Genomic DNA, 13,255 nt, shown 5'->3' with positions numbered 1-13,255 from the left:
AGACCGGCCGCCTACACGAATCCGAAAACAGAAAGGGCCTGATTTGCATCAAGCCCCCTGCTTACTCCATATGACCCGCTCAGCGAATCAGGCGATCTCCGCCTCGTGCAACCAGCTTACCTTGGGCATGCTCGATTGTAAGATGGCTTGGCGCAAGGCTTCGATGGCCGCCAGGCGCGGAAAATTGCGCCGCCAAGCCATCACCACGCGCCGTGTGGGCGCTGGCTCGGCAAACGCTCGAATACTCAGCAGCGCGTCGTCGGCGGCGCTAACCGAGGTGGCCGGTAATACCGTCACGCCGATGCCACCTGCCACCATATGCCGGATCGTCGTTAGCGACGAGCCCTGCAAAGTGCGCTGCAAGCTACCATGACTCATGCTTTCGCGATTCAGATCGGGGCAGGTTTGCAGGACCTGATCGCGGAAACAATTGCCAGGCGAGAGCAGCAGTACATTTTCTTCGGCTAATTGTTCGGCCGAAATTTCGGCAAACTGCTCCCAAGCATGCCCCCTAGGGGTAGCCACCACAAAACCCTCTTCATAAATGGCTTGTGTGGCAATACCCCCTTCATGAAATGGTTCAGCCACAATCGCGACGTCGATCTCGCCTTGTTTGAGCATCTCGGCCAGCCGCGAAGTGTAGTTTTCTTCGAGCAATAATTGCATCTGCGGTGCCAGCGTGCGCAGCTGTGGAATCAGGTGCGGCAGCAAATACGGACCAATGGTGTAGATCACGCCCAGACGCAGCGTACCTGCCAGCGGATCTTTCCCCTGCTCGGCCAGCTGTTTGACCACCGAGACTTCTTCCAGCACGCGCTGGGCCTGCTCGACAATCCGCTCGCCATTGGCGGTCAGCGTCACATCGCCTGACGAGCGCTCGAACAAAGTGACGCCCAGCTCATCTTCGAGCTTTTTCACCGCCACCGACAACGTAGGCTGCGAAACAAAACAGCTATTGGCGGCGCGGCCAAAATGACGCTCGCGCGCCACAGCAACAATATATCTGAGCTCGGTAAGGGTCATCGCCATTGATTCCGACGGATTTCAGTCAATTGGCGACGCGCCAGCAGCCACGTCACCGCCACCAGACCCAGACAAGCCAGCACAATCCAGATCGGCATGGTGATACCGAAAATCGTAAAGTCAATATTGGCGCAATCGCCCACCGGACGAATCACCGCAGCAATCGAGCCGGGCAAGGCATTGAGGTCAATCGGAAACGGCAGACTTGAGGCGCACGAAACGGAAGGGTCTTTCGGGCCATATTGCATCCAGACATGGCGCAGGCCGGTGATCGCACCGAACAGACCCCACAGGGTCAGGATGCCGGTGTAAACATAAACACCGCTGCGTTTTTTGGGCGGAAAAATCGCCGCCAGCAGGGCAAACAGGCCAAAGCCGATAATCGCAATGCGCTCGTACACGCACATCAGACACGGCATTAGCCATTGATAGAATTGATGATAGAGCGCGAAGGCAATCATGCCTGCACAGGCGATAAACAGGATACCAAAACCGGGCCGCCAGCCAAGACGATACATGCCGGATCTCCGCGCAAAATAGAAAAGGACTATTCTACCGCCGAAGTTGCCTGCTCTGCAGCTAGAAAATGACGGAGTTGCTGCTCTTTTTCCAGCGCATCGTGATAGCCCAAAGCAATCAGCTTGCGCGCATACGGCCCGCAAAACAATAAATAGCTCGCCAGAACCGAGCCTTGCCGCCGAAAAGCCCCCAAACCGCCGAGAAAAAACCGCATGCCCAGCGAGAATTCGCGCTTGAAAGGCAGCGTCAGTTTTTCCAGCGGTTGCGAGGGAGAAATCGTCAGAACTTCAATCGGACGCAAATTGAGTCCAACCTCGCCACGCACCGGCGCAGGGATATGCGAAATGGTGCGGTTAATCCGCGTAATGCGCTCCAGATCGGTTTCCAGCGAATCGAGAAAAATGCTGTTCATCAATTGCCCGCTCACCTGCGCCAGCGTCGGGTAGCCACTGGTGTGCTGGCGCGCCGGCCCCTCTTCGCTCTGCGGCGCCACGCCGATCACCAGTATGCGGCGAGCGCCCAGATGAATAGCCGGGCTCAATGGTGCAATTTGCCGCACCGAACCATCGCCAAAATACTCACGATGAATCCGCTCGGCAGGAAAAACCAGGGGTATAGCGCTGGAAGCCATTAGGTGATTGAGGTTGAGCTCGGTACGTACCCCGATTCTGGATGCGCGCTGCCAGCTTTCCAGCTCGGCAATGCCCTGAAAAAAAGCCACCGACTGCCCCGAACTATAACCCAGCGCCGAGATAGACACCGCCTTGAGTACACCGCAATCAAGATTGGCCTGAATTTTCGGGAAATCGACAATCCCGGCCAGAAACTCGCGCAGCGGCGCATTATCCAGAAAAGAGCGCGGGTTTTTCCGGCCCAACCCGCCCACCAGCAATGCGGCCAGCCAGTGTGCGCCAGTGGCCATCAGGCAACTCATCGACCCCCGGTAGATTTGTTCGGGCTGCAGGTTTTGCCACATACGCGCCAGCGAAAACACGGACCGACGAAATTCGCCCGCCCCCATGGCCAGACCGGCCGCATTGATTGCACCAGCCGATGTACCGCAAATAATCGGAAACGGATTGGGAGCATGCTGGGGCAGCAAGCGGGCAATCGCCAGCAAAACCCCCACTTGATAGGCGGCGCGTGCGCCACCGCCAGACAGGATCAGCGCCGTATCGGGTGCCGTATGCAATTGCCGACTCATATCGCCTCCCCGCCTGACGCTCTGATTGGCATCAGGCTTTCTTACTTACAAGCTAGCTGGGCGCGGGCAATACAGCAATCATGCAACGCAGCATTCACAGGCGATTCAGGGCCTGCCGGGCAGTGTTACTGGCTGCGACTCCCCGTTTTAAGCGGGCAAGCAGCGGGGAGAAAACAATTAATCTGTTGCGTTGATACGCCGATTCCCACGTTTGCAGCCACTGACCGGACAAAAATCTGCTTTGCCGCTGCGTTTGTCATATTACAAGGCCATAGTCGAAAAACTTGCATTTCGGTATAATGCTTTTTTGGCGAAAAGGATTTAGCTCATGCGCATTGTGCAAAAAGCCCTCACGTTCGACGACGTATTGCTCGTCCCAGCCCATTCAAACGTGATGCCACGCGATGTCTCGTTGGCAACCCAGTTCACGCGCGGTATCCGCCTGAACCTCCCTCTGGTGTCTGCTGCAATGGATACCGTCACCGAAGCGCGTCTGGCCATCGCAATGGCACAGGAAGGCGGCATCGGGATCATTCACAAAAACATGACTGGCGAGCGCCAGGCTCAGGAAGTCGCGAAAGTAAAACGCTACGAATCGGGCATTGTGAAAGACCCGGTTACCGTGGCACCGGCCATGCTGGTTCGTGATGTCATTGCCCTGACTCACCAGCATAAAATTTCCGGTCTGCCCGTGGTAGAGAACGGCGCCGTAGTTGGCATCGTCACCAACCGTGATCTGCGTTTTGAAACGCGCCTGGATGTGCCGGTTTCATCGATCATGACGCCGAAAGACAAACTGGTGACCGTTCGCGAGGGCACAAGCATTGAAGACGCTCGCACGCTGATGCACGAACACCGCCTTGAGCGCGTCCTCGTCGTTGATGACGCCTTCAAACTCAAAGGCCTAATCACCGTAAAAGACATTATCAAAACCAGCGAACACCCGCTGGCCGCCAAAGACGAGCAAGGCCGCTTGCGCGTTGGCGCTGCGGTTGGCGTAGGCGCAGGCACCGACGAGCGCGTGAAATTGCTGGTTGAAGCCGGCGTTGACGTGATCGTGGTCGATACCGCCCACGGCCACAGCCAGGGCGTGCTGGATCGTGTGAAATGGGTAAAAACACACTTCCCGCAAGTGCAAGTCATCGGCGGCAATATCGCCACTGGCGCAGCGGCCAAAGCGCTGGTTGAAGCCGGTGCCGACGCGGTCAAAGTGGGCATTGGCCCAGGCTCGATCTGCACGACGCGTATCGTAGCCGGTGTGGGCGTACCGCAAATTTCTGCCGTGGCGAATGTGGCTGAAGCATTGGCTGGCACTGGCGTGCCATTGATCGCCGACGGCGGTATCCGCTTCTCGGGCGACATCGCTAAAGCCATCGCTGCGGGCGCGCACATGGTGATGTTGGGCGGTTTGTTCGGCGGCACAGAAGAAGCACCAGGCGAAGTTGAACTCTACCAAGGTCGTTCGTACAAGAGCTACCGCGGCATGGGCTCGCTCGGTGCCATGGCTGGCGCAAACGGCTCGTCTGACCGTTACTTCCAAGACAAAACCGCTGATGCTGACAAGCTCGTACCGGAAGGCATCGAAGGTCGCGTTCCGTATAAAGGCCCACTGACAGCAGTAATCCACCAATTGGTTGGCGGCTTGCGCTCTTCAATGGGCTACCTCGGTTGCGCCACGATTGCCGACGTTCACGCGAAAGCTGAGTTCGTGCAAATCACTGCCGCTGGTATTCGTGAATCACACGTTCACGACGTGCAAATCACCAAAGAAGCGCCGAACTACCATCAGGATTAATCCTGAACGCTTTCGCCAAAAAAGCCGCCTTGAAAGGCGGCTTTTTTATTGGCTACAGTCAAGCTCACTCAAGCAAAAATCATACAGGTATAGCCATGAAGAACAACAATATCAATGGCTTCAAGGCAATACCCATCACCTAGATTAATAATCAATCTATCAGCTGCTTGCCAGCAACTACCATTGCCACTGCCGCCAAACCAGCCCGAGCAGTTACACGTTGAACGGGTAAAAACCTTCCTAATGCGCCAATCAAGCGGACCATGTTCCAAACAGAGAAAGACGCATACCGTTTGCTCAAGGCAAATTACTGCGGCATAGTAGCAACAAGCTGACGAATAAGCTCACCAGCACTGACACAGGAGAAAATCATGCGCAAACTACCGGCTATTTTGCTGACCACGCTGCTGGCAACAGCACTGAGCAGCACCGCCCATGCCCGCAAGGAAGGCTCGGAAATGCTGCAGAGCGGCCTCGCCTCGGTGCTGCTCTCGCCACTATTGTCCTTGCAAGGCAAGCCGATTGAAGCTTCGGCCGCACTGGGTCTGGGTAGCGGGCTGACTATTATCGGCCTGAGTACCGTTGGCGCCGAAGTCATTACCGTCACCGTCGAGAACGCCGCAGACGGCAGCCGCTACCTGATCAGACTCAGCGGCAAGGCTGTTCAGGAGCTGGGGCTGGCGGTTGGCTCATCCATCAAAGCGGTGAGTGAAACCACCGGCTACGCGCTCATTGCTTCGGGCAAACTGGTGGCTTTTATTCCCAATGAAATCGGGCAGGCGCTGCTTGGGCAAAGCAAAGTGAGCGGTAAGTAAGAAAGAATAATTCAGGAAAAACAATGTACCCATTGCACATCATCTGGCTGGCTCTTAGCTTGCTGCTGGCCAGCCCGGCTTGGGCAGGCCGCAGCTGCGAAGAAACTCCCACCGACCCGCAGGCTTTTCGCAAAGCCATGGCGGCAGGCTACGCCAGCATGCAGCAGCTGAACAAAATCAAACCCCAGGTCGCGCTTATCGCCCGAATCGGACAGGATTTATCGGCGTATCGACTGCGGTTTTCGCATCTGGGCTTTGTCTGGCGAGACCCGGCGCAGCAAGGCAACTGGCGCGTCGTGCACGCGCTGAACGATTGCGGCACAGCCACCTCGGCCATCTGGCAAGAAGGGCTGGCCAATTTCTTTATGGATGACCCTGTCGCCTACGACGCGCTGCTGATCGTCCCACCTGCAGCAACACAGGAACGCTTGCATGCCCTGCTGCAAAGCCAGCAGCTCAACGTGCTGCATAGCGAACGCTACAATATGGTCGCCTATCCATTCTCGACCCGCTATCAGAATTCAAACCAGTGGGCACTGGAAAATCTGGCCCGTGCGATGAGCAAAGACATTGAAATCCGCAATCGCGAGCAAGCCCAACAATGGCTCAAACTCGCCGGCTATCAGGCCAGCGAGCTGAAAATCAACACCTTCAAACGGCTGGGCGGGCGGGTATTCCGTGCCAATATTGCTTTTGACGATCACCCCGGCGATTTGCGTCTTGCAGGCCGGATCAACACCGTGACCGTTGATTCCATCGTCAATTTCATCAGCAATGTCGGGCCGGGCAGCCGCACCTATCTGGTCGAAGCCCAGCCCTTGCCAGCGTTGCCATAAAGCCAGCAGCCTAGCGCGCGCCACGGCTTAGATACGATAACGTCCTATCGTTTGCTGGACGGCGTCGGCCAGCTCGCACAATTGGCCTGCCGAGCTGGCTGCCTGCCGGGCTGCGCCGCTGGTGTCGCCCGCCATTCTGGCGATCTGCTCGACCTGTTGCGCAATCGCTGTGCTGGCGCTGCTTTGCTCGCCGATGGCTTCGGAAATCTCGGAAATATAATCGTGCACGCTATCGGAGGCGCTGCGGATACGGTGGATGGCATCCCCCGCATCACGGGCAAATGCTACGCCCTGATTGACTGATTGAACCACCTGATTCATCCGGCTCACAGCTCGGTTGGCACCCTCCTGAATCTGGCTCACCGTGGCGGTAATTTCGTGCGTCGAATTGCTGGTGCGCTCGGCCAGCTTGCGCACTTCATCAGCCACAACGGCAAAGCCCCGGCCCTGCTCGCCTGCACGCGCCGCCTCAATGGCGGCGTTCAGCGCCAGCAGATTGGTTTGATCGGCAATATCCTTGATCACGCCCAACACGGCCTGGATCTGCTGGCTTTGTTCGCGCAGCGCAGTGATCTCACCCGCAGCCTCGTTCACCGTGTTTGAAATGCCGTTGATCTCGGCCACCGTCGCCTGAATCACCTCCTCGCCTTCCGCCGCCAGATGGCCGGAAGAGCCCGCGTGCTGATCCGCATCCCGCGCCCGCTCGGCCACATGACCAATGCTCACCGTCACCTCCTCCACCGTCGCCGCCATATGCGCCGCTGCTTCGCTGGAGTCGCCCGCCACCCGCGACAAATCGCCCGAGGCATCGACCATCTGGTGCGCCGAATTAGTCATGGCGTGAATATTCTGGCTGATGCTGCCAAAGCTTTGCTGCACAGTACGCAACAAGCTATTAAACGCCAATACCAATTCGCCAATTTCATCCTTGCCCGCAGCAGGCACGCGATGCGTGAAGTCCAGCGATGACTCGATATGGCTTACCGCCCGCAATGTTTGGCGCAGCGGCTGGCGGATGGCGTGCAAAATCCACACGCCCAGCCCCAGCACAGCCGCAGTGGCCAGCACCGCCAGCGCCACAAACAACGTAATCGCCCGGCTCGCCTCCTGCTTGGCCACGGCAACGCTGGCGCTGGCATGCTGCTGATTAAATTCGATCACCTTGCGCAAATCGGCAATCAAACGGCGATTAAGCGAAGCGCCCTGCCCATCGGCCAGCGCGAAAGCGCTGGTATTATCGCGCGCCTTGGAGCGCTCGATCACCTTGAGAAACACCTCCTGATACAGGCTATAGCTCTCTTTGAGCTTGGCCAGCAAAGCCTGCTCCTGCGGATTAATCAACAGCGCCTGATACTGGACCAGCAACTGCTCGATGTGCTGATTGCGCTGTAAAAGCTGCTGCTCGACTTCCGATTTTTGCTGATCATTGGGCGCCAGAATATGCGCAAACATCGCAATCCGGTTCTGCGCAATCGCCCCATCCAGATTACCGATCAGCACCAGGCTGGGAATCACATTGACATCCAGCGCGCTAAACTGGTCCACATCCTGCTTGAGCTTGTAACTACCCAGCATCGCCAAAGCCAGCAAAGCCAGAAGAGCCACCGCAATCATTGCAAGCAAACGCTGACTGATATTCATGATCCCCATCCTTCTTTTGCCATATGCAAAACCAAAATTAAGCATAGCCAAAGCCACCGCAAAAACGCAGCAAATTAACGCCCATCGCCACGCCTTGCCGGCGCATTGTTTATGCGGCTATGCCACGATGTTTGAATGCGCGTTCCGCCGCGCGGGCAGGTTGGGGGCTTTGCTTCTCCAAAGCCCCCAACACCCCAAAGGAGCCCCCCGCCTGCGGCCCTCCGGGCTACCCTCAGTCGGTCGTGAGCCAAACGAAAAGCTGTTTGCCTCACTCCACTCCCTCGGCGATGGGCGACAGGGGATTAAAGCCCTAGACCACACAGCGCGAACAAAAGAGGCATTGGTATTGTGCTGAAAGCCAGATCGGAATTGACCTACAGAGCAACACCCTGCCATGTATATGCCGCAATGGTGGGTCTAAGTGGAATCCCCTGCATCAGCGCCGAGCGAGGTGACGCCAAAGCTTAGCGGCTGTGCCGCTAAGCGACGCGGGATACCCGAAGGGGTAAACAAGCGGCAAGGGGTAAGCGGCGGGCTCTGTTTTGTTAAAGCCCGCCGCCTTGCCGATTGTCCGCAGTCGAGGCGTGACGGAGCTTGGCGACTTGTCGCCTTAGCGCAGGCCGTGGCCTAAGGCCAGCATCGGCGTAGCCGACGCAGATGCCGGGGGCTGCTTTGGGGTGCAGGGGTATTTACAGAAGCGCCCTGCCCGTCTGCGCGGCGGAATGCGCATTGAAAACATCGCGCCAACGGCGCACAAAACCAGCTGATTTTAAATATCCACGATGGCATAGCCTGCTGCCGCAGGCGGTGAACCGGCGGTTTCGCCCGCCGGACGAGCAAGGGACGGGTCTTGCTCCGTCCCTTGCAACCCTCGCGTGCCCGATCGCCGCGAAACCCCGCTTGAAAAAGCCACGGCGTGGCGCCGCAAAACTCGCTGCGCGAGCTTCGGTTTTATGCGGCTACGCCGCGATGTTTGAATGCGCGTTCCGCCGCGCGGGCAGGTTGGGGGCTTTGCTTCTCCAAAGCCCCCAACACCCCAAAGGAGCCCCCCCGCCTGCGGCCCTCCGGGCTATTAGCCTTAGGCCACGCCCTCGGCGATGGGCGACAGGGGATTAAAGTCCCAGCCCACACAGCGTGAATAAAGCAAGCATGGGTATTGCGCTAAAAGCCTTACCAAAATTAATCTACAGGGAAATACCAAGGCATGTATATACCGTAATCGTTGTTCTGCGTGGAATCCCCTGCATCAGCGCCGAGCGAGGTGACGCCAAAGCTTAGCGGCTGTGCCGCTTAGCGACGCGGGATACCCGAAGGGGTAAACAAGCGGCAAGGGGTTTCGGCGGGCTCTGTTTTGTTAAAGCCCGCCGCCTTGCCGATTGTCCGCAGCGAGGGCATCGGCGGAGCCGACGCAGATGCCGAGGGCCGCTTTGGGGTGCAGGGGTATTTGCAGAAGCGCCCTGCCCGCCTGCGCGGCGGAACGCGCATTTAACATTGCGCCAACGGCGCATAAAACCACAAAAATGTAGGGCGGGTTAGCCACAGGCGTAACCCGCCAATATGGCGATAAATCCAAGTGCAGCTCAGCGCGGGTCATGACCCGCCCTACACGGCTGACTTTCTTTGGCGAAGCAAAGAAAGTCAGTGCCGCGGCGCACAGCCGTCAATGCTCGTTGATTGAATGTGGCAGACCAAGAAAACCCACCAAAAAGGCGGTTTCGTTCGTACGATTACGCTGCGCTAATCGTACCTACAGCTCTACACGGCCACACGGCTTAATTACATTATAGTAAGCTAATAGAAAATTTAATCGGTGGATTATTGACAATCACCGCCGACCGATCCGCGGCTCAATGAGTATACATAATTAAGGGAGGTATTGAATGAAACGCGTTATGGGTCTTTCATTTTTTGTATGCTTATCAATTAATCTAAGCGGCTGCAACAACCAAAATGTCGCAGCTTCAACAGAACAAGCATCTTCAGCAGCAATTGCAAGCCAATCTACCAAACAATTGACCTCTCAAATTAAACAGTACGATGGGCCATTTGGGCTTGCGGCATCAATAAGCCGCGAAGAATTAGTTCACACTTTTGGCTTTACTCCATCAAAGACATCCGCAACCCTTCTTCAAGGAACGCCTCCAAAACCTTCTAATTTATTCACAGAATACTCCGTCATCGTTAGCAAAAAATCGGGGCTATGCAAAATAGTAGCTTATACACCTGAGCTAGAATTTAATGATAACGGAGATCAAATTAAGGAGCGGACAGATTCAATTGCTGAAACTCTTGCGGTAAAGTACAGCAAAGGCAAGCACTACAAATACGTTAAAGGTAGCTATACAGAACCGGAGTTCTGGGCAATGGCAGCAAAAGAAGACCAAGCCGTTTATGCCTACGTCTGGGAAGAGTCTGCACTGTCAAAAATCGATCCTAACCTAGGATTTCTCTCAGTTGAGGTGGCTAGCTACGGCGATTATAAAACAGGCCAAGTCAAAGTAATTTACCAGTACAAAAATATGGATGATTGCGTCAAAGAGAGTAAAGAAAGCCAAGCTGATAATTTGTAATGCGCCTCAACAGCGCCGTAGAGCGTAGTCGCCTCCGGCACTACGCCGCACAAATCATCACCCTATGGCGTATTGCCGCTCTGCGTCGAATACGCCCTACCCACCACACACCAGCCAATGTATATACCCCCAAGCCAACACCAGAAATAGCTACAGCCATATACCCACCAATAAAAAAGACCGCCATCAGCGGTCTTTTTTATCATTTCAAACTACTACAAACCCAATTACTCAATCACTGGCGGATTACGCAATTTGATGTGCAATTCGCGCAATTGCTTCTCGTCCACCGCATTGGGTGCATTGGTCAACAGACACTGCGCACGTTGCGTTTTCGGGAAGGCGATCACGTCGCGGATTGATTCTGCGCCGGTCATCAAGGTTACCAAGCGATCCAGACCAAAGGCCAAGCCGCCGTGTGGTGGCGCGCCGAATTTCAGGTTGTCGAGCAAGAAGCCAAATTTGTTTTGCGCTTCTTCTTCGCCGATGCCAAGCGCGTCGAACACGGTTGATTGTACGTCAGCTTGGTGGATCCGCACCGAGCCGCCGCCCATTTCCCAACCGTTCAACACCATGTCGTAAGCGCGTGCTTTGCAAGCGCCCGGATTGGTTTTGAGTAGCTCGAGGTGTTCCGCTTTTGGCGATGTGAATGGGTGGTGGCAGGCGTTCCAGCGTTTGCCGTCTTCGTCGTATTCAAACATTGGGAAGTCAACGACCCACAATGGTTTCCACGATTTGGTGAAGTAGCCGCCTTCTTCGCCGCGCTCGTGACCGATCTTGATCCGCAATGCGCCGATCGCTTCGTCAACGACTTTGCGTTTGTCCGCGCCAAAGAAGATGATGTCGCCGTTTTGCGCGCCAGTGCGCTCGATGATGGTTTTCAGCGCTTCAACCGACAGGAACTTGACGATAGGCGCTTTCAGGCCAGAGTCTTCGCCGTTGGTGATGTTGTTTACGTCTTCTACCTTAATGTAGGCCAGACCTTTCGCGCCGTAGATGCCGACAAACTTGGTGTAGTCGTCGATGTCTTTACGGCTCATTACCGCGCCGCCTGGTACGCGCAAGCCGACTACGCGGCCGCCTTCCATGTCCGCCGCGCCACGGAATACTTTGAATTCTTCCGTTTTCATTACGTCGGTCAGTTCGGTAAATTTCAAGTCAACGCGCAGGTCGGGTTTATCCGAGCCGTAGTAGAACATCGCGTCGTCATACGCCATGCGTGGGAATTCGCCTAGATCCACGTTGATCGCTTGTTTGAAGACATGGCGCGCCATTTCTTCGGTGAGGCTCATGATTTCTTCTTCGTTCAGGAACGAAGTTTCAATATCGATCTGTGTGAATTCTGGCTGGCGGTCAGCGCGCAAGTCTTCGTCACGGAAACATTTGGTGATTTGGTAGTAACGATCGAAACCAGCGACCATCAACAACTGTTTGAACAGCTGTGGCGATTGTGGCAAGGCGAAGAATTGACCGTCGTGTACGCGGCTTGGCACGAGGTAATCGCGCGCGCCTTCTGGCGTAGAGCGAGTCAGCATCGGTGTTTCGATGTCGATAAAGCCTTTGGCGTCGAGGAAGTTACGCACCAGCAAAGCCACTTGGTAACGCAAACGTAGATTGCGTTGCATCGTTGGGCGACGCAGGTCGATCACGCGGTTGGTTAAACGCACGTTCTCAGAGAGGTTTTCGTCGTCGATCTGGAACGGTGGCGTTTCGGCCTTGTTCAAGATGATGATGTCTTTGGCCAATACTTCGATCTGGCCAGAGATCATTTTGCTGTTGGTGGTGCCTTCTGGGCGCGCACGAACGATCCCTTTGATCTCCAACACGTATTCGCCGCGTGAAGCATCAGCAGTGGCAAATGCGTCCGGGGTGTCCGGGTCAACTACGACTTGAACGATACCTTCGCGGTCGCGCAAGTCGATAAAAATCACGCCACCGTGGTCACGACGACGATGAGCCCAACCTTGCAAAGTCACAGTCTGGCCGAGGTATTGCTCGTTGATCAGACCACAGTAATTAGTACGCATTGAATTTTCCTAATTTTAAAACCAATCATTCCGCCCTAATCGTCTGCCCGTGGGCTGGCGATTGATGGCGGAGACTTATCTTTCATTTTTTGCAGCATGTGCTGCGGTATGGGTTTCACACAAATCCAGACTTAAGGCATCCGGATAGGCAATCGCCTTGCTGGGCATCACTACACCCATTGAAATCACATATTTGAGCGCGTCATCGACACTCATCGCCAGTGGCTTGACATCGGCGCGGCGCAGCATGATGAAGTAGCCCGAAGTCGGGTTTGGCGTGGTGGGCACATACACCGACACCAGCTCGTTCCCCATCTCGTCATACAGCAGCTCGGCCACTTCGCCGCCGGGTACGCCGGTCAGAAAAGCCACAGTCCAGGCATTGCCATGCGGAAACTGCACCAGCACGGCCTCGCGAAACGCATTGCCCGAGTCGGAAAACAGCGTGTCGGAGACCTGCTTTACGCTGTTGTAAATCGAACGGACAATCGGAATGCGGTTGAGCAGCTTTTGCCCCAGCTGCATCAGGCGGCGGCCCAGCATATTGGTCGCCACCAGGCCGGTGATCAGCAAAACCAGTACCGTCAGAATGACGCCAAAGCCTGGAATATGCTTGGCATTAGCCAGGCTGGGGAATGTCTGTGCCAAACCTTTGAGCAGCCAGTAATCCGGGCGCAGGCCATTGGGCAAAATAGCGCCCAGTTGATCCATGGTGCCGATCAGAGTACTGAGCACCCACAGCGTAATTGCCATGGGAATCCAGATCAGCAGGCCGGTAAGCAGGTAGCGCTTGAACAATGAGGTCACAAATTTCCCGCAGGACTA

11 protein-coding genes are annotated in these 13,255 nt (G+C 55.8%); 5 read left to right on the top strand and 6 right to left on the bottom strand.

The features are described 5' to 3' along the window. Window positions 1–87 precede the first annotated feature (87 nt). The 3 genes from FLS37_RS07150 to FLS37_RS07140 are packed head-to-tail and all read right to left on the bottom strand — an operon-like array spanning window position 88 to window position 2,746. A complete protein-coding gene (locus FLS37_RS07150; protein WP_157315430.1) occupies window positions 88–1,023 on the bottom strand; it encodes a hydrogen peroxide-inducible genes activator in 936 nt (311 codons plus the stop codon). Further along, window positions 1,020–1,541 carry a disulfide bond formation protein B gene (locus FLS37_RS07145; protein WP_157315378.1) on the bottom strand — a complete coding sequence of 174 codons (522 nt, stop codon included), beginning with the start codon at window positions 1,539–1,541 and terminating at the stop codon, window positions 1,020–1,022. The genes FLS37_RS07150 and FLS37_RS07145 overlap by 4 nt, the downstream gene beginning before the upstream one ends. Before the next feature lie 29 nt (window positions 1,542–1,570). Beyond that, a complete protein-coding gene (locus FLS37_RS07140) occupies window positions 1,571–2,746 on the bottom strand; it encodes a patatin-like phospholipase family protein (RefSeq protein ID WP_157315376.1) in 1,176 nt (391 codons plus the stop codon). A 328-nt stretch (window positions 2,747–3,074) separates the two neighbouring features. On the opposite strand from FLS37_RS07140, the gene guaB reads away from it, so the two are divergent. From guaB to FLS37_RS07125, 3 genes are all read left to right on the top strand, one after another. Beyond that, entirely contained in the window at window positions 3,075–4,541 is a 1,467-nt protein-coding gene (gene guaB / locus FLS37_RS07135; protein WP_157315374.1) for an IMP dehydrogenase, read from the top strand. Window positions 4,542–4,912: 371 nt separating this feature from the next. Further along, on the top strand, window positions 4,913–5,356 hold the full coding sequence (locus FLS37_RS07130; RefSeq protein ID WP_157315372.1) for a hypothetical protein: 444 nt from the start codon (window positions 4,913–4,915) through the stop codon (window positions 5,354–5,356). Window positions 5,357–5,379: 23 nt separating this feature from the next. Continuing rightward, a complete protein-coding gene (locus FLS37_RS07125; RefSeq protein ID WP_157315370.1) occupies window positions 5,380–6,192 on the top strand; it encodes a DUF2145 domain-containing protein in 813 nt (270 codons plus the stop codon). A 27-nt stretch (window positions 6,193–6,219) separates the two neighbouring features. On the opposite strand, the gene FLS37_RS07120 is transcribed toward FLS37_RS07125, so the two are convergent. Next, window positions 6,220–7,833, bottom strand: coding sequence for a methyl-accepting chemotaxis protein (locus FLS37_RS07120; protein ID WP_198314523.1), 1,614 nt, complete (start codon window positions 7,831–7,833; stop codon window positions 6,220–6,222). Window positions 7,834–9,184: 1,351 nt separating this feature from the next. Between FLS37_RS07120 and FLS37_RS07115 the strand changes: the two genes are divergently transcribed. Further along, on the top strand, window positions 9,185–9,322 hold the full coding sequence (locus tag FLS37_RS07115) for a hypothetical protein (protein WP_157315366.1): 138 nt from the start codon (window positions 9,185–9,187) through the stop codon (window positions 9,320–9,322). 391 nt (window positions 9,323–9,713) lie between these two features. Further along, a complete protein-coding gene (locus FLS37_RS07110) occupies window positions 9,714–10,403 on the top strand; it encodes a hypothetical protein (RefSeq protein WP_157315364.1) in 690 nt (229 codons plus the stop codon). Between the two features lie 227 nt (window positions 10,404–10,630). Here the strand turns inward: FLS37_RS07110 and aspS are convergent, their stop codons facing one another. Together aspS and FLS37_RS07100 are read right to left on the bottom strand one after the other, a co-directional pair. After that, entirely contained in the window at window positions 10,631–12,430 is a 1,800-nt protein-coding gene (gene aspS / locus FLS37_RS07105; RefSeq protein ID WP_157315362.1) for an aspartate--tRNA ligase, read from the bottom strand. A gap of 75 nt (window positions 12,431–12,505) precedes the next feature. Next, entirely contained in the window at window positions 12,506–13,237 is a 732-nt protein-coding gene (locus FLS37_RS07100) for a DUF502 domain-containing protein (protein ID WP_374756833.1), read from the bottom strand. Window positions 13,238–13,255 lie beyond the last annotated feature (18 nt).

Source organism: Chitinibacter sp. GC72 (genome assembly GCF_009760905.1).
Lineage (GTDB): Bacteria > Pseudomonadota > Gammaproteobacteria > Burkholderiales > Chitinibacteraceae > Chitinibacter.
The sequence above is the reverse complement of the archived record's forward strand: the minus strand, read 5'-3'. Positions and strand labels throughout refer to the sequence as shown.

Bases quoted from the DNA above. Each gene is read 5' to 3' on its own strand.
- FLS37_RS07130 (WP_157315372.1), top strand. From the start codon at position 4,913: ATGCGCAAACTACCGGCTATTTTGCTGACCACGCTGCTGGCAACAGCA.
- FLS37_RS07120 (WP_198314523.1), bottom strand. From the start codon at position 7,833: ATGAATATCAGTCAGCGTTTGCTTGCAATGATTGCGGTGGCTCTTCTG.
- FLS37_RS07125 (WP_157315370.1), top strand. From the start codon at position 5,380: ATGTACCCATTGCACATCATCTGGCTGGCTCTTAGCTTGCTGCTGGCC.
- FLS37_RS07140 (WP_157315376.1), bottom strand. From the start codon at position 2,746: ATGAGTCGGCAATTGCATACGGCACCCGATACGGCGCTGATCCTGTCT.
- FLS37_RS07110 (WP_157315364.1), top strand. From the start codon at position 9,714: ATGAAACGCGTTATGGGTCTTTCATTTTTTGTATGCTTATCAATTAAT.
- guaB (WP_157315374.1), top strand. From the start codon at position 3,075: ATGCGCATTGTGCAAAAAGCCCTCACGTTCGACGACGTATTGCTCGTC.
- FLS37_RS07145 (WP_157315378.1), bottom strand. From the start codon at position 1,541: ATGTATCGTCTTGGCTGGCGGCCCGGTTTTGGTATCCTGTTTATCGCC.
- aspS (WP_157315362.1), bottom strand. From the start codon at position 12,430: ATGCGTACTAATTACTGTGGTCTGATCAACGAGCAATACCTCGGCCAG.
- FLS37_RS07150 (WP_157315430.1), bottom strand. From the start codon at position 1,023: ATGACCCTTACCGAGCTCAGATATATTGTTGCTGTGGCGCGCGAGCGT.